This window comes from Aerosakkonema funiforme FACHB-1375, assembly GCF_014696265.1.
Classification (GTDB): Bacteria; Cyanobacteriota; Cyanobacteriia; order Cyanobacteriales; family Aerosakkonemataceae; genus Aerosakkonema; species Aerosakkonema funiforme_A.
Map to the genome: position 1 here is coordinate 12050 of NZ_JACJPW010000045.1, position 21331 is coordinate 33380.

Consider the following 21331-nt stretch of genomic DNA (forward strand, 5'->3'; position numbering starts at 1 on the left):
TGGTATTCTGCAATACTCGTGTGAGTTTTGGAACGGCACGGCTCAAAAACAAGTTTGGACAACTTCTAATTTACAGAGCGAAATATCCGGATAGGTAATTTACTTGGAGGAATATGCTGTTGTAACAATTCGATTAACTCATTGATAGTCAAACAAAGGGAGAATTATTGTGGCAACTATTGCTAGTCCAACCCTAACTTTAACTCCATTTACTGAGGGCGGTCAACAAAAGGTAAAAATTGAAGTTAAATACAATGTAACTTTCACTGCCAATGAAGTTATTTTACAGACAGATGGGTTTAAATTCCAAGAAGTCATCCAGGTATTGGGAGTAGATGCGCCTAGTCCAGTAGATCAAGTTTTGGTAAGCAATATTCTACCAACTCAAGACATAACCATACCGGGTGCAGGAGTTGCTGTTTCCCGGACACGTACAGCCAAGGCACTGAGAAAAGATCTGCAAGAAGATCCAACGACAGGAGATGCTGATGAGATCCGCTGTAGCATTCAAATTATACCTGTTGCTGCTAGCGCATTCACAAATACAGTGTCTTTAGCAGGGTAATCTTTGCGCTGGATGAGGGTTAATTCTGGTAAGTAATATGGGTTGATAATATGGGGTTGCCGCTCAGGCAACCTCATTCTTATATCTATTTCTAGATTTTATTCTAAATTCATTTCTTCTAAAGTCATTTGAATATTTCTTGAAACCGTGCAAACTCATCATCTGTTAACAGCTGTCTTTCTGCTTTGCTGATTTTGAGTTTATGAGCTTTATTATAAAGTTCAAAAGCCAGATCGATCGCACTACACCAAACACCAAACTCTGCCAACGCCCCGCCAGAGGGTTACATTTATCGACGATCGCTTGCCATAGCCTAGTCTGTTGTGCTACTGAAGGCGATCGCACCTAATCGTCTAACCTGGGTTTGCAGTATCGATCGTAACCTTGCAGTCAAGCTGCTTTTACTTGGGAGTCGGAGAGGCTTGTGACCTAGATCACAAGCATTATAAGGACAAACTCACATAGAAATACAGTTTAAAAGCACCGGATTTATACGTAATGTTCACAAAAGCTTAAGGTAGCCAATCACGCAGCGAACTAGGAAAACAAGGAATAATTTACTTATTCCTGATTCTTACTGCGGTCATATGCTAGAACAACCTCAAATCCCCAATCATCAACTTCAAATCGAACTTAGCATTTGTCAGGCTAATAAAAATACGATTTTAATTATCGACGATGCTATTAGTAATTTAGAATTTTTGCGCGAAATTCTCATCAATTTAGATTTTAAGCTATTGTTTGCGACCAATAGCGAAACAGCTATTTATCAAGCCGAATATTACCAACCAAATCTTATACTTTTGGATACAACATCACCAATTATTGACGGCTTTGAAACTTGTCGTCAGTTAAAATTAAATAAACTTACTAAAAACATCTCTGTGGTCTTGATGACTGAAAAAGCAGAAACGGAATGCAAAATTAAAAGCTTTAAACTTGGAGCGGTTGATTATATTACAAAACCCATACTGCCAGCAGAACTTTTAGCTAGAGTTACAACCCACCTAACTATCCAGAACCTGCAAAAGCAACTGGAAGAGCAAAATGTACGCCTGCAAAAGCAGATGGAGACAGAGCGGTTGATTGCTTCTATGCAAGAGCGTATCCGTAAATCTTTGAACTTAGAAGAAATTCTCAATACAACTGTAAATGAAGTACGGCAGTTTCTCCAAACGGATCGCGTGATTATCTACCAATTTAAATCTAAGCACAGCGGATTTGTAGCTGTAGAATCTGTTAGCCCAGAATGGACATCTGTTTTAGAAAACGCAAGTATAGATTCCTACATTACAGAAAACTTATTCAATTTTTATAGAGAAAGAGAGGATAAAGACATAAAAAATATTTATCCAGGTGAATTTAACCGTTGCTATGTTGACTTATTAACTCGTTTTCAAGTCAAATCAGACTTAGTAGTTACGATCCGGCAGGGAGAAGAATTATGGGGATTGCTGATCGCTCTTCAGTGTTCGCGCTCGCGACAGTGGCAGCAAGTAGAAATAGATTTACTCAAGCAATTTGTTACGCAAGTGGGAATAGCTATTCAACAAGCTCAACTTTACGAAGAATTGAAGATGGCAAATCGAAAATTGCGTCGCATTGCCAATTTAGATAGCCTGACGCAGCTAGCAAATCGCCGTCGATTTAATGCTTACCTAAATCAAGAATGGCGGCGTTTGCAAATAGAAGAATCTGACGAATTCAACTTTTGTAAGAGCGCATTGCCTTTGTCTTTAATTCTTTGCGATGTCGATTTTTTTAAACTTTACAATGACACTTACGGACATCTAGCAGGAGACTTCTGTTTGCAGCAAATCGCCCAAGCTATTCAAGCAGCGGTGAATCGTCCGGGTGCTTTGGTAGCTCGTTACGGGGGAGAAGAATTGGCGGTAATTTTGCCAAACACAAAGCCAAGGGATGCGTTTTACTTAGCCGAACAAATCCGCAGAAGAGTAAAAGCGTTGAAAATCAGTCATACCAGATCCCCAATCCGCCAGTACGTTACTCTTAGTTTGGGGGTTGCTAGCACGGTTCCCAGTGATGTATCTTCGCCTGCAAAGCTAGTAGTTGCGGCTGATAAAGCTCTCTATAAAGCGAAAAAGCAGGGTCGCGATCGCACTTATATAATAGGGCTGGAAGACTGCCGCTGCTCGCATTAAGAATTAGGGATATCGAGGAATCTGCGGCGAACAGCAAATCAAAGCCGATCGGGGCTTCAGCTCTGATTTTAAGCTCATTAGCTTGTAATTTTGAAAATTAACCTCTTCTGGCGCGAGCAATTGGATATCATAGGTAAGGATTTTTACCTGTTAGCTTGAAAATCTACTTATGCAAACAACCAAGTCGATCGGTAAAGTCATCGCTGGCGCAATGCTATCCTTGACTGTGGCAATCATAGGGGGACAAGTTGTACAGGGGAGCGAAAACCCTGTTTCTCTTGTAAAGACTACTTGCGTTGGTAGTGGCCCCGGTCGCTGGCGTCCGGATAGGGAAGATGTTGCTATTGGCAGAGCGGTCTATAAAAGTTTGATGAATCTGAGTCCGAGTAATGGCTCTGCCGCTGTTACTTGTAGAATCAGACCAGAAAATTCCGAACCCAAATTTCAAACTCTTCAGCTGGAATTTGGTATGCTGGACCGAGATACAACCAGTCCTCCCAACACTGTCAATATTTACTTGGATGGGCGGCAAGTTGCTACTCGAACGGTGACAGCGGCGCAGACAGCCTCTTTGTTATTCAATGTTGTCGGTGTTAGCAATGTTTCGATAGAAACCATCTGCTCTAGTTCTTCTGAATACTGTAGCCGGGTTTATTTTTTTAAAGCTTCCCTGGAGCGTATCCCTCAGCCGGAGCGCCTGAATAGATCTGAGCCACAGCGTCTCAACGTCCCCGAGCCACCACCGCTGAGAAAATAGCGGTAAGGTTTTAAGTAGACTTGTTGAATTTGAAATTCTATGACTTGTGGCGTGGGATTATCAAAGTCAAACCAATTTTCTCACTACTTGAAGCCCATGAAGCCCAAAATTACTAACATGGTGGCATGGCAGCAAGCCGAACTACTGATGCAACCTGCCTTTCTCCGCGTCATCGATAACATTCGCAAACAGTTGGAGCAATCTGTTTGGAAGGGGACTTACGAAGAAGTGCAATACCCTTATCCGGGGTACTTGCTTTGTTTGCAACATCGAGACTATCAAATGAGTGTCAATTTGTGGGATCTATGCTATCAAGTGTGTTTCGTTGACTACCAACCCACACACAGCGAATTGGAAAGTCAAGAAGTTGATATCGATACAAGTCTCATCGATGAAACTGGGGATGTGGATTGGGAGCGTTTGGAGGTAAAAACAAGGGCAGTGGTGGAACAAGTGTTTGCTGATTTGCCGGATGTTTAGTAATTTTTTTGACGCAAATGTACGCAAAAGAAAACGCAGAGGCACGCAGAAATGATTGAGGCATTGCGAGATGTAGAAGTATCAATTGGAGCGAAATTTGAGGATTCGGTAGCTGTTAGTTTTGGCAATGATGCGGCAGCTATTTTGGCGGTACAAGAAGGGGTGGCTTTGTGCGATCGCTCTCACTGGGGTAGAATTCTGGTTGGCGATGCAGATCGACTGCGATTTTTGCACAACCAAAGTACCAACGATTTCCAGAAACTCAAACCAGGAGAAGGTTGCGATACTGTTTTTGTCACCTCTACAGCTCGCACAATCGATTTAGCCACTGGCTATGTGTTGGAAGATGCTGTGTTGCTGCTGGTTTCACCCAATCGCCGCGACAAGTTGATGAAATGGTTAGACCAATATATCTTTTTCGCAGATAAGGTCAAGTTAACCGATATTACAGATGATACGGCTACTTTTAGTTTGATTGGGCCCCAAAGCGATGCGATTTTGGAAAAGTTGGGGGCTGAGTCAATTATCGGTCAAGCTTACGCCAGTCATCAATTATTGCCGATTTTGCCTAACCCCTCTTCCGAAGCGGGGGATAAAGTTGAGGTTCGCGTTGCTGTCGGTAGCGGTTTGGCAATACCGGGATACACTTTAATTGTTCCTGCTGGCGATGCGGCAAAAGTTTGGAGTAACTTAGTGCAAGCGGGTGCTGTGCCTATGGGCTCTAGCATTTGGGAACAATTAAGAATAGAACAAGGACGCCCAGTACCCGATCGCGAACTAACTGAGGATTACAATCCTTTAGAGGCGGGACTGTGGCAAACAATTTCCTTTAGTAAAGGTTGCTACATCGGTCAAGAAACTATTGCCCGATTGAACACTTATAAAGGAGTCAAGCAACAACTTTGGGGTATTCGTCTGCAAGCACCTGCCGAACCAGGTAGCATTATTACTGTTGGAGATGAAAAAGTCGGTAAACTTACCAGCTATACGGAAAGCGATCGAGGTTGCTTCGGACTGGGTTATGTTCGTACAAAAGCTGGCGGTAAAGGACTGAAAGTGCAGGTAGGAGGAACGGAAGGTGAAGTAGTAGATGTACCTTTTATTACTCACGAATAACCATAGAATCAAGTGTCTAATCTTTTACTTGCGGATGAAATTTAGCATACAACATCGATTTGACTGGTTTTCCGCCCTGCAAGTGTCGATCGATAATAGTCGCTACTTCCTCTGGCAGTACGCGATTATACCAGATTTTCTCCGGTTGGATTAGCACCATCGGGCCTTGGCCGCATTGTCCCAGGCAAACGGTAGAAGCGATCGTTACCCCAGCAACAGGGTGTTCCTCAAAAGCAGCTAAAACTTTGGCTGCGCCTTGTTTGGAACAAGTTTTACTTTGGCAGATCAGCACTTTTTTGCTAGTAGTTGAATCATTTTGCAATGCGCGTTCTGATTTCATATTTACCATTATGGGGGCAGGTGAATGCGGAAAACTAACAGAGGTGGAAAATGGAAGTGCGATCGCACCTTTTAATTATGAAGATGGAGATATAACTTATGAAATCAGATTTTCAGGCAATGAGTCGCAAAGAATTACGAGCTTACATCCTCCAACATCGAGATGATGATGAAGCTTTTTATGCCTATATGGATAAAGTACAAGCGGAGGGAACTTGGATAGAATTTCCAGCACCTAAGTCTATTGATGATTTGAAACATTTTCCAGAGTTGCTGGAAAAACAACGGCAAAAGAGACGAGAAGAAGAGTAAGTTGGATGGGTGCGATCGCATTTTATTGCGCTGTTATCCATAGCCAATTATCCTGTAGGGACACTGCATCATCAAATTAGCTCACTCAATTTTAATTATGCCGTGTCCCTGCAAAAATGTGTAATATTTATTTGTCAGAAAAGTGAGTGCTGAGAACTAAAATAGCTCTGGGAAAAATTATCAGGTTTAACTCACAATATTTTGCCATAAATCGGCAGCAATAAAACTTGACATACATTTGTTGTTGGAATCACGGCATTGGGAGCAGCTAGAGTCATAGCCAAATCTAGATTATCTATGAATATACTTGAATATCAACGAGCCCTCTTATTCAAAAGTTCACTAAGACGTTTAATCTCAAATTGTTGCTTTTCAATTTCAGATTGCTGGTTTTCAATTTGAGATTCTAGATCTTTAACTTTTTGTCTAGAATCTGCTATTTCTTTGGATTGAATTAATATTATAGCTAGACAAATCAGTATAATTAAGGCTACCAAAGAATAGAAAAATTTTTTGATGTGCTGCTAATGCGTTGATTTGCGTGATTGTCATTGGTCAGTGGTCAATTGTTAATTGTTATTTGTCATTTGCTATTTGTTAATAGCCAAAAGTTAGTAGGAATTTTCTCTTGACCAATGACCAATGAGCAATGACTAATCAGGTAATAGTTCTTTTGATGCCATCCATTCCCGATTGTAAAGTCGCGATTGATAACGACTGCCGCTATCGCAGAGAATGGTGACAATCGTGTGACCTGGGCCCATTTGCTTGGCCAAGGCTACAGCTGCACCTACGTTGATACCGGAAGAACCGCCCAGAAATAGGCCATCTTTTTTCAACAGTTGGTAAATTACGCGCACAGCTTCTTTATCGTCAATTTGGATCGCGTCGTCGATCGGCACATCTTCCATGTTAGCGGTAACGCGACTGTTACCAATTCCTTCTGTAATCGAATTGCCTTCCATTTTAAGGTCGCCTGTTTTGATGTAACTGTAAAGCGCACTGCCCATCGGGTCTGCCAAAACAGTTTTCACATCGGGATTTTTTTCTTTCAGGTACATCGCCACACCTGCTAAAGTACCGCCTGTTCCGGTAGCGCAAGTGAAGGCATTAACTTGACCGTTCGTTTGTTCCCAGATTTCTTTTCCGGTAGTCTCGTAATGGGCGCGACGGTTGGCTAAATTATCGAATTGGTTAGCCCAAATGGCGTTTTCCATCTCGAAGGCAATTCTGCCAGAAAGTCTCACATAGTTATTCGGGTCTTTGTAAGGTACGGCGGGAACGGGACGCACTTCTGCACCCAACGTCCTCAACATATCCATTTTTTCTTGGGATTGAGTATCTGGAATGATAATCAGGCATTTGTAGCCTTTGGCGTTGCAAATGTGGGCCAATCCGATGCCTGTGTTGCCTGCGGTTCCTTCTACTACTGTACCGCCTGGTTTGAGTAAGCCTTTTTGTTCGGCATCTTCGATAATGTAGAGGGCGGCGCGGTCTTTCACTGACCCGCCGGGATTGAGAAATTCTGCTTTGCCGAGGATTTCGCAGCCGGTTTCTTCGCTGAAGCTGTTTAACCGAATTAGGGGCGTGTTGCCAACTGTGCCTATAAAGCCGTTTTTGATGTCCATTTTGGGATTTACCTGAGTTCCTTTAAAATTTTGACTTATTGGGGTATTTTAGGATTTATAATTTTTTGGGAGTGCGATCGATCTTTCTACCAAACTTTACTCATATTAAGCACAAATCCAGGTAATACAGGATCGCCGCTAACTGTATCGGGATTATCTAAACATTCTACTTCTTGACCTGGACGATAAATATAAACTTGTCGCTGCTTTCGGTCAATTAGCCAGCCTAACTGTACTCCTGGCTCTCTCATATATTCTGCCATTTTTTCTTGTAATGGTTTTAGGTTATCGGAAGGTGACCTGAGTTCAATTACAAAGTCGGGACAAATAGGAGCGAACTTTTGTTTTTATTCAGAAGAAAGAGTATTCCACCGTTCTAATTTTATCCAGGAAGCATCGGGCGATCGCTCTGCACCTGTTGATAGTTTGAATCCGGTACTTGGGCTAAAAGCTATACCAGTAGCATCTTGTTCTGACCATACCCATAGCTGTCCTAATATGTTAAATTCTCTATTTCCTGTTTCCGAACCTGTGGGGGGCATAATTATTAATTCTCCAAATTTGTTGCGTTCTATGCGTAAATCGCAATTGATTTGGCAGAACTCAAAAAATTGCTCGTCTGTCATTTGCAGTGCTGGCGGCATCCGCAATACTATGAGTTCGGAAAGCATATCAATTTCCTCAAGGGTTACTCCTACTAAATAACATTATGACTGAACCATAAAGTGTAACAACATACCTAAAAAAAGGTGGGCAATGCCCACCCTACTTTGAGTTTACTTGTCGGGTTGAGGTGTCATCCGCAGATAGGGTTTAATTTCTTGGTAACCTTTGGGGAATTTCTCCTTGAGGACTTCGGGATCTTTGAGAGAAGGGACAATCACCACATCATCCCCATCTTTCCAGTTAACTGGAGTCGCTACACTATATTGATCCGTCAGTTGCAGGGAGTCGATGACTCGCAGGATTTCGTCGAAATTGCGACCTGTGCTGGGAGGATAGGTGAAGCTGAGACGCAATTTCTTTTGCGGGTCAATTACGAAGACTGTCCGAACGGTCACGGTGTTGGTGGCGTTCGGGTGGATCATGTCGTAAAGGTCAGAGACTTTCTTATCCGGATCTGCCAGAATGGGATAATTGAGAGCGACACTCTGGGTTTCTTCGATATCTCCAATCCAGCCTTTGTGAGATTCCACGTCATCTACGCTCAGAGCGATCGCTTTGACGTTGCGCTTGTCAAATTCTGGTTTGAGACGGGCGACTTCGCCTAGCTCGGTGGTGCAAACTGGTGTATAATCTGCGGGGTGGGAGAAAAGTACGACCCAGCTATCGCCTGCCCAGTCGTAAAAGTTAATTTCGCCTTCGTTCGATGCTTGAGTAAAGTTGGGTACGGTGTCGCCAAGTCTAAGCGCCATAATAATTGGTTTCCTCTGATCTGAAACCGCTAAATCATTTACTTTGAGATCATGCCATAAATACTCCCGTTGTCCGAGCGGAGTTTAGATATTTTAAGAATTGGGGTCGGGGAAACGGGAATAAATGCCTATGCCTGGTTTGGCGATCGCACCTACCCATAGTTACAGAGGATCTAGACTGAAGGATGGGGAAAGTGCAACTTAGTGCAAAATGTAGCTATTGGCAAAATCGAGCTAATCGCTAAAATCTGTGTTGGGGAAAATCATTTTTCAAGCGATCGCTTTACTGCTGGGACTGTGGTTGGTCTATAACCTGCTGTCCCATTTAGCAGTAGAAATTCTATGGTTTAACGAAGTTTCGTATCTGTCGGTATTTTTGTTGAGTCTGAAGACGCAGCTGGGGTTGTGGGCGATCGCATCCACTGCTAGCACAGTCTTTATCGTGCTTAATCTGTGGATAGCGCAACGGTGGCAGCATCCCAAACCAGAAACAACGAAAGAACAGATACGGGTATCTTCTGTCACGAGGAGGATAAAGCTGCCCTGGCTGATGTCTGCTGTGGTGGCATTGAGTTTCCTAGTTGGGATGATGTTAATTCATTACGGTCGGGCTGCCTTAAACTTTTGGCAACCCGATCGCAGCAGTGCTACTGCGCCACCATTATTACCGCCTCGTTTCGATTTCAGTTCGATTTGGCAGATTTTGGGGTTGCCGCCCGGGCAAATTTGGTGGCTGGGTGTATTGACAATTATGGCGATTCCGATTATTTGTCGCCCCCAGTTTTGCTTGAAAGCGGTCGGGCTTCTCATGAGTTTATGTTTTGGTGCGATCGTATCCGGATACTGGGCTGAAGTTTTGCAGTATTTTCATCCCACATTATTCAACCGCACCGATCCGTTATTTCATAGAGATATTAGTTTTTATGTATTTATTTTGCCCGGTCGAGAATTACTAGAATTTTGGCTATTAGGATTATTTTTGTACACCTTTTTAGCTGTCGCATTAGTTTATTTACTATCTGGAGATAGCCTCAGCCAAGGAATTTTTCCCGGTTTCAGCAGGTCACAGCAGCGCCACTTATACGGACTGGGCGGTGCTTTTATGCTTAGTATAGCTTTTAGCTATTGGTTACGCCGCTACGAACTGGTTTATTCCAATCGCGGAGTTACTTACGGTGCCACTTACACGGATGTGACGGTGCAATTACCTGTTTATACCGGGTTAAGTTTTCTCTCACTGGCGATCGGAGTTTTCCTGCTGTGGCAAACTGTTTTTTGGTTTCCAAAAAAGAAGCCTTGGTTAAATAGGATAAGTAAAATTTTGCCTATCTTTTTCCTGTTTTGCGTCTTTACTTTTGCCGTTTTATTGCCGAATGCAGTGCAACGGTTCATCGTCCAACCCAACGAATTAGCAAGAGAAATACCCTACATAGAGCGCGGCATTACCCTCACACGTCAGGCATTTGGTCTTGATGATATCGAAGTCAGAACATTTGAACCTGAAGGAGGGCTAACTTATGAAAAAATCCAGGCTAACGATCTGACTATTAATAATATTCGTCTTTGGGATACGCGCCCCCTATTGCAAACTAATCGACAGCTGCAACAAATTCGACCCTATTACAAGTTTGCTAACGCCGATATCGATCGCTACACCTTGAAAAGCGATAATAATGATACTGAAAAGCGGCAAGTGATTTTGGCGGGACGGGAGTTAGATTACAGTGCTGTACCAAAAGAAGCTCAAACTTGGGTAAACAAACACTTAATCTATACTCACGGTTATGGTTTTACTATGTCTCCTGTGAATACCGTTGCGGCTGGAGGGCTGCCAGATTACTTCGTTAAAAATATTAATAGCCCCAATCCAAATAAAGGTGGTGGCTTGGAAACTTCCAGTCAAAAAATTAGTGTTAGCATTCCGATTAATTATCCTCGAATTTATTATGGAGAAATTAGTGATAATTATGTTATTGCTCCAACTAACGTGAATGAGTTGGACTATCCAGCAGGTGATGAAAATGTCTATAATTCCTATGATGGACGGGGTGGTATACGCATTAATTCCTGGTGGCGTCGTTTAGTATTTGCTGAATATTTAAAAGATTGGCAAATGCTTTTTGCTGAAAACTTTACGTCGAAAACTAAAGTGCTTTTGCGCCGCAATATCGATTTGCGAGTTAGGACGATCGCTCCTTTTTTACGTTATGACAAAGATCCATATCTTGTAGTTGCTAATGCAAATTTATATGAAGCAGATAAAAGTTTTTCCTCTACTTCGCGAAATTATTTGTATTGGCTAGTCGATGCCTATACTACAAGCGAGCGCTACCCTTATTCCGATCCCGGCGATGACAAATTTAATTACATACGCAATTCTGTCAAAGTTCTGATTGATGCTTACAATGGCAAGGTATTTTTCTACATTTCCGACTCCCAAGACCCAATTATTAATTCCTGGAAAGCTATTTTTCCGGAACTATTTAAACCATTAAGCGAGATGCCTGTAACGATACGCAGTCATCTACGTTATCCAGTAGATTTTTACAGCATCCAATCGGAACGATTGCTAACTTACCACATGATCGATCCGCAAGTTTTCTACAATCGCGAAGATGTTTGGCAGATTCCTACCGAAATTTACGGTAACGAACCGCAACGGATGGAACCTTACTATTTAATTATGAAGTTGCCTACAGAAACAAAAGAAGAATTTATTCTGTTGTTGCCATTTACCCCCAGCCAGCGCCCTAATTTAATTGGCTGGCTAGCTGGACGTTCGGATGGAGAAAACTACGGAAAGCTATTGCTTTACCAGTTCCCTAAACAAGAACTGGTATATGGAATAGAACAAATTGAAGCGTTAATTAACCAAGATCCCGTCATTTCCCAGCAAATTGCTCTATGGAATCGCGAAGGTTCGCGAGTGCTGCAAGGAAATCTTTTGGCGATTCCGATCGAGAAGTCTTTGATTTATGTAGAACCGCTTTATTTGGAAGCAACGCACAATAGTTTGCCGACATTAGTAAGGGTCGTTGTAGCTTATGAAAACAAGATTGTGATGGGAAAAACTCTCGAACAAGCAATTAAAGCAATTTTTATGCAGCCGAAACCCACTCCACCAATTGTTCGAGAAAGATAATAGTATATAGTTGATTTTTAATGGTTGATTGGAAATGACGACAATCCAAAAACTATGAAACTTCTCCTACTAGAGGCGCAGGCGAGGAGATGCGATCGCTCACCAAATACAAAAATACCGCAAACTACCATTGTAAACTTTTTTTGCATTTTGCAGAAAATCTAAAAAAATCTTTACTTTTTTGGCTTTCCCGTATGCTGTACGATCGGCAGATGAGATTGTTTTGTTTGTATTATCACTGTATAAGGCTTTTTCCTATCTTAAGTTTTATGTCCGCAAATTCGCCCTTTCACACTTAGCAGGGGAGAGCCGCTATTTTTTGCTTGTCATTGATATTTGACAAACAGAAAAAGCCCTTGCCACACAGGAACAAAAAAGCTAACCTAAAGAAAGCTATTTTTTCAAATTAGGTCAATGATTTACGAACGTGTTAAAACGGCGATCTATAGGGTCATTAACCTATCTTCACAGACATCGAGAATTATTAAAATTTGTTTCAAACAACTAATTTACAGGGATAAAATTATTAAATTTCTTCCGCCTGTTCTTCATAACTAAGATTAATTATTCATTTGGAAAAACTCTAAGGGCTGGTGTTTGTAGCCTAATTGTATATGTGAGGCTAAAAGAAGTGAATTCTGTAAATTGGTTTATGGAACTGGCCTTGATGTTCTTAGTTCAATTTACCAAAGAATTAAAATCGAAAGCGAGCGCAGGATTTAATAGCGCTATCTCGCTCTGGAAAGGGCCTGCAAAAAAAACAATCCCCCAGGACGAGAAAATCGAAATAGGGTTGGAGCGAGGAGAGCTAATAAAAATAGAACCAGGTAAACTTGCTAAAAAAGACGCAGAATTTATAGGTAGTAATATGCAGAACGCTGTACATAACATACATTATTCTCTAGCACTATTGGCTGAATATCCCAACGCTTCAAAAAGAGAAAAGAAGCAATATTTAAGCCGAGTCGCATCCAATCAAAAGAAAATGAAAGAGTGGGTTTATGACAATCCAAATAAGTTCAAACATAAGTACGATTTAGTGGAAGCAGAAATAGCACGAGTATTGGGTCAAAATGAGCGAGCAAACGAATATTATCAACTAGCAATTCAAGAAGCTTCTCAAAACGGATACATTCAGGAAGAAGCACTAGCAAACGAACTAGCAGCAGAGTTTTATTTATCTCTTGGTATAAAGAAAGTAGGGGAATTCTATTTAACTCAGTCTTATTATACCTATATTCGCTGTGGAGCCAAAGCAAAGGTTAAAGATTTAGAAGAAAGATATCCTGAGTTTTTCTCGTCCTTAGTTCACCGCGAAACCATCAGTAAAGATGTTGCCATGACAGCTGCACCGACGATGGGAAACAGTTCGGCAGAATTGCATTTGGTGACACTCACAAAAACTTCGCAATCGATTTCCACTAAAGGTTATGAAAGCGTGCTAGATATAAGCACAGTGATGAAAGCCTGTCAAGCGCTTGTCGGTGAAGTTGTGCTGGATAATTTACTGGCAAAGCTGATGCTTATCGTTATGGAAAATGCTGGAGCAGAATCAGGTTTCCTCATTCTCAACCGAGAAGGTAAACTACTGATAGAAGCGTCCGGGAATATGGCCAAAAATGAGGTAAAAGTACGGCAATCAATGCCAGTTACAAGTAGCGATATATTGCCTGTATCTGCTATTAATTATGTGTCTAGAAGTCAGTCATATGTAGTTTTAAACGATGCACGTACTGACGGAAAATTTAGCAACGATCCATACATCATCGCACACCAATCTAAATCTGTTTTATGTACTCCTATACTCGGTCAAGGTAAGTTAATCGGCATTCTTTACCTGGAAAATAGCTTAACTACTGGGGCATTTACTCCGGCACGATTGGAAATTTTGAAATTGCTCTGTTCTCAGGCAGCAATTTGTTTAGAAAATGCTCAGCTTTATGAAGCTCAAAAAGAGTATGCCCAGACCCTAGAGATTAAAGTGCAAGAACGCACCCAAGAATTACAGCAGGAAATCATCGTTAGAAAACAAACAGAATTGGCTTTGCGAGTCGAGCAAGAAAAGTTCGCCAAAGCTTTTCTGTCTTCGCCAAATCCGATCGCAATTACCAATTTTTCAGATGGCACATATATTGATGTCAACGATAGCTTTTCGAGTATATTTGGTTATTCTCGCTCGGAGGTGAGCGGCCATACAGTACTGGAAATGAATATTTTAGCCAATCCAGAAGAGTTTAATAAATACAAACAATTATTGCAAGTAGATGGAAAAATACGCAATCAAGAATTAAATGTCCGCACTAAGTCAGGTGATATAAGGACGATACTTTTATCTTCAGATCGGATCGATCTGGGTGGAGAAGTGTATATCCTTTCGGTTATGAACGATATTACCGATCGCAAACGTGCAGAAGATGCGCTGCGACAAAGTGAGGAACGCTATCGTGCAGTTGTAGAAGATCAAACCGAATTAGTTTGTCGTTTCAAACCTGATGGTACACTGACATTTGTCAACGATGCGTATTGTCGATATTTTAATGCCAAGCGATCGGAACTAATCGGGCATAGCTTTGAGGGTTTAGTGCCGGAAGAAGATAAAATTAATATCGCACAGTTGCTTGCGTCTTTAAATTCAGATAACCCCATAGGGACGATCGAACATAGAGTTTTGTTTGGGAAAGTGCAAAGATGGCATCAGTGGACAGACAGGGCAATTTTTGACGAGGCAGGCAACTTTATCGAATTCCAGGGAGTAGGTCGAGATATTACCGATCGCAAACAAGCAGAAGATGCTTTACGAGAATCGGAAGCTAAGTTTAAAAAAGCAAAAGAAGCCGCAGATGCAGCCAATCGAGCCAAAAGCGAATTTCTCTCTAAAATGAGTCACGAACTGAGAACGCCGCTAAACGCTATTTTAGGCTTTACCCAAGTCCTAGCGCGGGGTTCTTCCCTCACTAAGCAACAGCAGGAACATTTAGGGATTATTAATCGTTCCGGAGAACATTTACTCACCTTGATTAACGACGTACTGGAAATGTCCAAAATCGAGGCAGGCAGAATCGAACTGCACGAACATAGTTTTGACCTGTTTCGCCTCCTCGATACGCTTGCAGAAATGTTCCAGCTTAAAGCTGAATCTAAAAGATTGCAACTTATTTTTGAGCGTTCGCAAGACATACCCCAATATGTCAAAACTGACGAAAGTAAGTTACGTCAGGTGTTAATTAACTTACTAGGTAATGCGATTAAATTTACTGAAAAAGGTAGAGTAATATTACGGGCATCATTGGCTGAAAAAAGGATAGGAGAAACAACTATTCAATTTCAAGTAGAAGATACAGGCCCTGGCATCGCAGCAGAGGAATTGCCAACCTTATTCGATCCGTTCGTACAAACAGAAACAGGTAAGAAATCTCAGTCCGGGACAGGCTTGGGTTTACCTATTAGCCGTCAATTCATACAACTGATGGGCGGAGATATCACCGTCAGCAGCAGATTGGGTAAAGGAACAATTTTTCAATTTAATATCCAAATTAAGTTAGCTGAAGCGACGGAAGTTCCCAATCAAACACTGAGCCAAAAGGTAATTGGTTTAGCAGCAGACCAACCTCAGTATCGCATCTTGGTAGTTGATGATAAATCGGAGGGCCGATTGTTGCTTTTTAACCTACTTTCTCCACTAGGTTTTCAAGTGGAGGAAGCTGCTAACGGTGCAGAAGCGATCGCGATTTGGGAAAATTGGCGACCGCACCTAATTTGGATGGATATGCAGATGCCTGTGATGGACGGATATGAGGCTACTAAGCAAATCAAAGCAATCCAAAAAAGCTATAGTGAAGAAGGAAATCATTATTCTGAATGCCCCGTACCTCCACCTGTAGTTATTGCTTTAACTGCGAGCGCTTTTGCGGAGAACCGCGCTACGGTTTTAGCTGCGGGATGCGATGATTTTGTCAGCAGACCTTTTCGAGAAGAAGTGATTTTTAGCAAAATGTCTGAATATTTGGGGGTGCGTTATGTCTATGAAGAATCAGCGGTCAAACAAAAATTACAAATACCAAAACAAACCACTAGCTGGCAACTCAGTTCAGAGGATTTGGCTGCTATGCCAAAAGAGTGGATAGTGCAACTATACCAAGCTGCTAAGGCATTGGATGAGGACAAGATCGTACAACTGAGCGAACAAATTAAAAATTTAGATGCACGTCTAGCTAACTCCTTGGTAGAGTTAGCTAAAAAAGTTCGTTTTGATAAAATTACAGATTTAATTGAGCAAATTAATCATGACTGAAGATCTCGAATCAAAAGGAAAAATTTTAATAGTTGATGATACTCTCGACAACATCAACGCTTTAGCCACTATATTGACGGACTGTGGATATAAAGTTCGCAAAGCACTGCATGGGCAAATGGCGCTGATGGGAGTGCAGGCTTCTCCTCCCGATCTGATTTTGCTCGATATCAATATGCCGGAAATAAATGGTTATGAGGTTTGCAAAAAACTGAAAAGCGATGACAAAACTCGCGAGATTCCTGTAATTTTTTTAAGTGCCCTTGACGATGTACTCGATAAGGTAAAAGCTTTTTCTGTGGGTGGAGTAGATTACATTACCAAACCATTTCAATTTGAAGAGGTTTTGGCGCGAGTTGAAACGCACTTAACCATCCAGCGCTTGCAAAATAAACTTGCCGAACAAAATGCTCTCCTGCAAAAGTCGTCAGCTTTAGAGCGGGAGAAATCCCAACAGCTTGAGCAAGCTCTGCACCAGTTACAACAAACTCAAGCTCAATTAATTCAAAGTGAAAAAATGTCTTCACTGGGACAAACAGTGGCTGGCATTGCCCACGAAATTAATAATCCAATTAATTTTATATATGGCAACCTTCGCCATATAAATGACTACATATCTCAGATGCTGCAATTAATTCAAATATATCAACAAGCGTTGCCCAATCCTTCCACAGATATTCAGCATTTGCAAGAGTCGCTAGACATAGAATTTCTCGCTGAAGATTTACCGAAACTTTTAGCTTCTATGAAGGTGGGTTCTGAAAGAATCAGAGATATTGTGTTGAGTTTGCGAAATTTTTCCCGCCTTGGTGAGGCGGAACTCAAACCAGTAGATATCCATGAAGGACTTGATAGCACTTTGATGATTTTACAGCATCGCCTGAACGAACAGCCTAATAGCCCAGCTATTACAGTAGTAAAAGCATACGGAACGCTACCTTTAGTTGAATGCTATGCAGCTTTAATTAATCAAGTATTTATGAATATTTTGAATAATGCGATTGACTCTTTGGAGTCACGCTTCGCGAACGATGCTTTGTCAGAGGATAGTACCGAACAGTTAAATCCATCACCTACCATTAGTATTAGCACGCAAATTAAGGAGGGCGATCGAGTAATAATTCGCATTGCCGATAATGGTACAGGAATGACAGAAGCAATCCAAAAGAAAGCCTTCGATCCATTTTTTACAACTAAGAAAGTAGGTGTTAGAACTGGATTGGGTCTATCGATCGCTTATCAAATTGTGGTGGAGCATCACGGCGGAGAAATTTTTTGTGAAAGCGTACCGGGAGAGGGGGCAACTTTTACGGTTATTCTGCCACTGCGACATCGATATGAACAAAAAAATATTAACTTTTAAGTTTTATCTAAGTAGGTGGGCATAATTAAACGTAGGGTGGGCAGTGCCCACCAAAATGGCTTTCACCCAAGAAGTGTTTATCGACACCAGGAGAGAGGGCAGAATTGATGATTGAAATTCCTCTGCGCCAGCAACTTCAAAAAGTAGGTTGAGGAAAAACGTAAACATCCTTAATCATTTTTACCCAACTATCCGAAAGCGATTCCAGGATGCGATCGCCTTTTTCTTTCGTCGCCACAGTCGCGTCGCCCACAACTCCGCTTTGGCTCAAATCTCGCGTCACCCAGCCAAATTGCAACCTACCCTCCATCGTCACAAGATTATCGTTTGGCAAATCGGGATACTCCATCACCGCCGCTTCCATTTTCACTTGGTCGGGCAAAATAGATAGCATTAAACTGGTTTCGGCGTCACCCGCATGAATACCCAGCTGTAGTTCCTTGGGCGTCAGTAATTCCTTGGTTATCTGCGGTACCCGCCACGTAAATAGAGGAAAAACCAAAAAATCGTCATACTTGACGTGCAGATCCCGCGCCGCAATTTCCATCACCTGGGGCTGACCCCCGTGGGAATTCATCAACACCAGTTTGCGAAAACCAGCGCGGTAAAGACTTTCGGCAATTTCGGTAATGGTTGCCAACAGAGTTTGGGCGCTGAGGGTAATTGTGCCGGGAAAATGCCAGTGTTCGTTCGATTTGCCGTAGTACAGGGATGGTAAGGCGTAAGCTGGGATGTCGGGTTCCAGTTTTTCCAGCGCCTTACCCAGTACCGCTTCGCCAATTGCTGCATCCACAACTAGGGGCAGATGGGGGCCATGCTGTTCGATCGCTCCCACAGGTAAAATTAACACCACATTGGCTTTATCCGGCATAGCCTGGATATCTGTCCAGCGGAGGTAAGGAAAAAAGCGCGTTGGTGGAATGAAGCTCGATTTCATAATCATTTTTTAACTATGTCTGCATTTTATCCGTATTCAACTGGCCAACCAACTATACTCTACTGTTGAATTTATCAACGTATCCAGACATAAAAACGATAATTTCAGCAAAATTACAGTTGCAAAGCTTATTAAAAAACTTTTTAATATTTACATAAATCAATTAAGAAAAATTAATAAAAATGAACGCAAACTCTTTATTTGTGGCCAAGATAGCGCATTTACTAGACTGGGTGAATCATCAACGAGGAACCGGGGAATTAATTTTGGCTGGCAGCAAACAGCAATGGCAGCTATACTTTTTTCACGGTCGGCTACTTTATGCAACTGGAGGAAGCCATCGAGTCCGGCGCTGGCAGAGGGCTCTGAAACAACACTGCCCTAACTTTATACCTAAAGCATCTTTTGTTGACGAACCTTGGGAGTACCATCAGATCGAGCAAGGCATTGCTGAAAATCAGATCGGTGTTAACCAAGCTAGAAGTATAATTCAAACTAGCGTTTTGGAAGTATTTTTCGAGATCGTCAGTTATGCAAATCCTGTCAAGAGCCGTTGGCAAAACAGCAAACCACCTAACACTCAAATAGCTTTACTAGATGCGAACCAAATATTTCAGAAAATTCTACGTTTTTGGGAACAGTGGCAAGCCCAGGATTTAGGAAATTTTTCACCTAGTTTAGCGCCAATTTTGAGACAGCCCCACCTGGTAAAAAATCTAAAGATGGAAAATATGGCATCTTTACTCAACGGTGAAAACACCCTTTGGGATATTTCTTACCAGAATCGCATTCCCGCGATCGCAGCAATGGTTTCCTTGCTTCCTTTGGTTAGCCAAGGCATAGTCGAATTTAAACAAGTAGGAGATTTACCTTTGCCAATAGGACAAATTTCAAGAGCATCATCAAATTTAGTAAGTCCGAATATCACATCGCTACATAAGCCTTTAATCGCCTGCATTGATGATAGTCCGGTTATGGGCAAAACCTTAGAAAATCTACTCTTACCAGCTGGCTATCGCGTGCTAAATATAACCAACCCTTTACAGCAAATGACTACCCTCGTTAAGGAAAAGCCTGACTTAATTTTTCTCGACTTGCTTATGCCAGATACGAATGGCTACAACCTCTGTACTTTTTTACGGAAAACGCCAATATTTGAGAAAACGCCAATTGTTATTCTCACCAGCCGAGATAATATTATTAATCGCGCCCATGCGAGATTAATAGGTGCTTCAGATTTTTTAAGCAAACCTGCCGAGCGAGAAAAAGTGATGCAAACACTTCAGAAATACCTCGTAAAAAAAGATCGCGATATCCAGGTCATACGTCATGAACATACATTAAAATTTGCACAATGAAATCTCAATATCTTGCGCCTTCTTAAGGCTTTGCCCTTTTGGGTCAAATTGGTAAGAGGTGCAAGGTATGTAAAATTGGAGACACCGACTCTAAGTTACAGGTATATTTTTTGTAAAAAGTTAAATTTTTTCCGTGCTTTTTCGTCCTCTCTGTTTAAATAGATGCTAATTATGCGTAGTTTTTCGTAAAATAAATATTAAATTAAATTTAAGACGGATATCATAGCTTTACGGGGAAAAAGCACTATATTAAAAAGAGTAAAGATCCGTAAACTAGATAACTTAGCCGTTAGCTGCGCGATCGCCACTAATATGTCTACATTACCTAAACTAGCCCAGAACATAGCATTGCTGAGCCAGAAACGAGCAACCGGAGAATGGCTTCTCAACAGCAGCAACAGCGAATGGAAGCTAAACTTCTATCGCGGTCACCTCCTCTGTACTCCTGGAGGTTTTCATCGCTGCCGACGGTGGCAAAGAGCTCTCAAGCAAAATTGCCCTGACTTCGTACCGGAAGAAACTTCTCTTAACGAACCTTGGGAGTACCAGCTGCTAAACGTTGGGCTCGCTCAAAAACAGCTTAGCATCACTCAAGCCAAAGCTGTTATTCGCACGATGGCGGAGGAAGTTTTATTTTCTCTAGCTTGCCATTCAGTTACAGGCAGTCGTTGGTTGCCCAGCAAACAACCTAATGTTGAAATTTTATCATCTTTACCGTTGCCCTCAGAAGAGATAGAGCAAAGTATCAAAAAAGTTCAACACCTGTGGCAACAATGGCAAAAAGCGAGTTTAGACAACATTTTACCCGAACAGGTACCTGTTTGGAAAGAGCCTCCTAAAGAGCAAAATTGGAGCCTACAAAAATTACTCAACGGAGACAACACCCTTTGGGATATTGCTTATCAGCTGAAGCGTCCTGTTACAAACGTAACTCTCTCCTTGCTTCCTTTGATTAAGCGGGGTGCTGTAGAACTAAAAGAAGTACCGGATTTGTCCTCACCAATTTTAAAGCAAACCAAGAAAAAAGTTCGATCGACGAGTGCGGGCGAGAGTGCCTCTAGCAATAAACAACCCTTGATTGCCTGTATTGATGACAGCCCTGTAGTTGCACAAACCTTAGAAAAAATCCTGGCACCGGCTGGGTATCGAGTGCTGAAAATAACCGAACCGTTGCGGCAAATGTCTGCACTCGTCAAGCACAAACCAGACTTAATTTTTCTCGACCTGCTCATGCCTGATGCCAGCGGTTATAACATCTGCACATTTTTGCGGAAAACACCAATGTTTCAGAAAACGCCAATTATTATTCTCACCAGTAGAGATAGCGTTGTGAATCGCGGTCAAGCCAAATTGACTGGAGCTTCTGACTTTTTGAGCAAACCGCCAGAACCTGAAAAAGTTTTACAAGTAATCCAGAAGTACTTGTCTGTCGATCGGCAACCATAGGCGTCAGTTCTTACCGTAAA

16 protein-coding genes and 1 pseudogene are annotated in these 21331 nt (G+C 41.9%); 12 read left to right on the forward strand and 5 right to left on the reverse strand.

The genetic code is table 11. The features are described from left to right. The first annotated feature begins 169 nt into the window (after positions 1 to 169). The 6 genes from H6G03_RS18175 to ygfZ all read left to right on the forward strand — a co-directional run bounded on the left by H6G03_RS18175 (position 170) and on the right by ygfZ (position 5080). Complete coding sequence (locus H6G03_RS18175; protein WP_190466227.1) at positions 170 to 565, forward strand: hypothetical protein; 396 nt, start codon at positions 170 to 172, stop codon at positions 563 to 565. Positions 566 to 767: 202 nt separating this feature from the next. Continuing rightward, on the forward strand, positions 768 to 914 hold the full coding sequence (locus H6G03_RS18180) for a hypothetical protein (protein ID WP_190466230.1): 147 nt from the start codon (positions 768 to 770) through the stop codon (positions 912 to 914). Between the two features lie 238 nt (positions 915 to 1152). Beyond that, a complete protein-coding gene (locus H6G03_RS18185) occupies positions 1153 to 2727 on the forward strand; it encodes a GGDEF domain-containing response regulator (RefSeq protein ID WP_190466233.1) in 1575 nt (524 codons plus the stop codon). Positions 2728 to 2896: 169 nt separating this feature from the next. Further along, on the forward strand, positions 2897 to 3484 hold the full coding sequence (locus H6G03_RS18190; RefSeq protein WP_190466236.1) for a hypothetical protein: 588 nt from the start codon (positions 2897 to 2899) through the stop codon (positions 3482 to 3484). Positions 3485 to 3580: 96 nt separating this feature from the next. Beyond that, positions 3581 to 3964, forward strand: coding sequence for a hypothetical protein (locus tag H6G03_RS18195; RefSeq protein WP_190466239.1), 384 nt, complete (start codon positions 3581 to 3583; stop codon positions 3962 to 3964). A gap of 51 nt (positions 3965 to 4015) precedes the next feature. Then, positions 4016 to 5080 (forward strand): CAF17-like 4Fe-4S cluster assembly/insertion protein YgfZ, encoded by a 1065-nt coding sequence (gene ygfZ, locus H6G03_RS18200; RefSeq protein ID WP_190466244.1) that lies wholly within the window; start codon positions 4016 to 4018, stop codon positions 5078 to 5080. Between the two features lie 16 nt (positions 5081 to 5096). On the opposite strand, the gene H6G03_RS18205 is transcribed toward ygfZ, so the two are convergent. Continuing rightward, positions 5097 to 5420, reverse strand: a complete 324-nt coding sequence (locus H6G03_RS18205; protein ID WP_199315355.1) for a (2Fe-2S) ferredoxin domain-containing protein — start codon at positions 5418 to 5420, stop codon at positions 5097 to 5099. 98 nt (positions 5421 to 5518) lie between these two features. On the opposite strand from H6G03_RS18205, the gene H6G03_RS18210 reads away from it, so the two are divergent. Then, the gene (locus H6G03_RS18210) at positions 5519 to 5731 is read left to right on the forward strand and encodes a DUF6887 family protein (RefSeq protein ID WP_190466250.1); all 213 of its coding nucleotides are present in this window, start codon (positions 5519 to 5521) and stop codon (positions 5729 to 5731) included. A gap of 653 nt (positions 5732 to 6384) precedes the next feature. Here H6G03_RS18210 and H6G03_RS18215 read toward each other — a convergent pair. From H6G03_RS18215 to H6G03_RS18225, 3 genes and pseudogenes are all read right to left on the reverse strand, one after another. Further along, complete coding sequence (locus H6G03_RS18215) at positions 6385 to 7359, reverse strand: cysteine synthase A (protein WP_190466253.1); 975 nt, start codon at positions 7357 to 7359, stop codon at positions 6385 to 6387. Positions 7360 to 7445: 86 nt separating this feature from the next. Next, positions 7446 to 8030 (reverse strand): annotated as a pseudogene (locus H6G03_RS18220) (Uma2 family endonuclease). 105 nt (positions 8031 to 8135) lie between these two features. Beyond that, a complete protein-coding gene (locus H6G03_RS18225) occupies positions 8136 to 8774 on the reverse strand; it encodes a peroxiredoxin (RefSeq protein ID WP_190466255.1) in 639 nt (212 codons plus the stop codon). A 250-nt stretch (positions 8775 to 9024) separates the two neighbouring features. On the opposite strand from H6G03_RS18225, the gene H6G03_RS18230 reads away from it, so the two are divergent. The 3 genes from H6G03_RS18230 to H6G03_RS18240 all read left to right on the forward strand — a co-directional run bounded on the left by H6G03_RS18230 (position 9025) and on the right by H6G03_RS18240 (position 17570). Further along, positions 9025 to 11916 (forward strand): UPF0182 family protein, encoded by a 2892-nt coding sequence (locus H6G03_RS18230; protein ID WP_190466258.1) that lies wholly within the window; start codon positions 9025 to 9027, stop codon positions 11914 to 11916. Between the two features lie 868 nt (positions 11917 to 12784). Further along, a complete protein-coding gene (locus H6G03_RS18235) occupies positions 12785 to 16207 on the forward strand; it encodes a PAS domain S-box protein (protein ID WP_190466262.1) in 3423 nt (1140 codons plus the stop codon). Further along, positions 16200 to 17570 carry a hybrid sensor histidine kinase/response regulator gene (locus tag H6G03_RS18240; RefSeq protein WP_190466265.1) on the forward strand — a complete coding sequence of 457 codons (1371 nt, stop codon included), beginning with the start codon at positions 16200 to 16202 and terminating at the stop codon, positions 17568 to 17570. Before H6G03_RS18235 ends, H6G03_RS18240 begins: the two co-directional genes overlap by 8 nt. A gap of 136 nt (positions 17571 to 17706) precedes the next feature. Here the strand turns inward: H6G03_RS18240 and H6G03_RS18245 are convergent, their stop codons facing one another. Next, positions 17707 to 18507 (reverse strand): creatininase family protein, encoded by an 801-nt coding sequence (locus H6G03_RS18245; RefSeq protein WP_190466268.1) that lies wholly within the window; start codon positions 18505 to 18507, stop codon positions 17707 to 17709. A gap of 182 nt (positions 18508 to 18689) precedes the next feature. Between H6G03_RS18245 and H6G03_RS18250 the strand changes: the two genes are divergently transcribed. Next, the gene (locus H6G03_RS18250) at positions 18690 to 19865 is read left to right on the forward strand and encodes a response regulator (protein WP_190466271.1); all 1176 of its coding nucleotides are present in this window, start codon (positions 18690 to 18692) and stop codon (positions 19863 to 19865) included. 312 nt (positions 19866 to 20177) lie between these two features. Then, on the forward strand, positions 20178 to 21311 hold the full coding sequence (locus H6G03_RS18255) for a response regulator (protein ID WP_190466274.1): 1134 nt from the start codon (positions 20178 to 20180) through the stop codon (positions 21309 to 21311). Positions 21312 to 21331 lie beyond the last annotated feature (20 nt).

Bases quoted from the DNA above. Each gene is read 5' to 3' on its own strand.
- H6G03_RS18180 (WP_190466230.1), top strand. From the start codon at position 768: ATGAGCTTTATTATAAAGTTCAAAAGCCAGATCGATCGCACTACACCA.
- H6G03_RS18185 (WP_190466233.1), top strand. From the start codon at position 1,153: ATGCTAGAACAACCTCAAATCCCCAATCATCAACTTCAAATCGAACTT.
- H6G03_RS18190 (WP_190466236.1), top strand. From the start codon at position 2,897: ATGCAAACAACCAAGTCGATCGGTAAAGTCATCGCTGGCGCAATGCTA.
- H6G03_RS18195 (WP_190466239.1), top strand. From the start codon at position 3,581: ATGAAGCCCAAAATTACTAACATGGTGGCATGGCAGCAAGCCGAACTA.
- ygfZ (WP_190466244.1), top strand. From the start codon at position 4,016: ATGATTGAGGCATTGCGAGATGTAGAAGTATCAATTGGAGCGAAATTT.
- H6G03_RS18205 (WP_199315355.1), bottom strand. From the start codon at position 5,420: ATGAAATCAGAACGCGCATTGCAAAATGATTCAACTACTAGCAAAAAA.
- H6G03_RS18210 (WP_190466250.1), top strand. From the start codon at position 5,519: ATGAAATCAGATTTTCAGGCAATGAGTCGCAAAGAATTACGAGCTTAC.
- H6G03_RS18215 (WP_190466253.1), bottom strand. From the start codon at position 7,359: ATGGACATCAAAAACGGCTTTATAGGCACAGTTGGCAACACGCCCCTA.
- H6G03_RS18225 (WP_190466255.1), bottom strand. From the start codon at position 8,774: ATGGCGCTTAGACTTGGCGACACCGTACCCAACTTTACTCAAGCATCG.
- H6G03_RS18235 (WP_190466262.1), top strand. From the start codon at position 12,785: ATGCAGAACGCTGTACATAACATACATTATTCTCTAGCACTATTGGCT.
- H6G03_RS18240 (WP_190466265.1), top strand. From the start codon at position 16,200: ATGACTGAAGATCTCGAATCAAAAGGAAAAATTTTAATAGTTGATGAT.
- H6G03_RS18245 (WP_190466268.1), bottom strand. From the start codon at position 18,507: ATGAAATCGAGCTTCATTCCACCAACGCGCTTTTTTCCTTACCTCCGC.
- H6G03_RS18250 (WP_190466271.1), top strand. From the start codon at position 18,690: ATGAACGCAAACTCTTTATTTGTGGCCAAGATAGCGCATTTACTAGAC.
- H6G03_RS18255 (WP_190466274.1), top strand. From the start codon at position 20,178: ATGTCTACATTACCTAAACTAGCCCAGAACATAGCATTGCTGAGCCAG.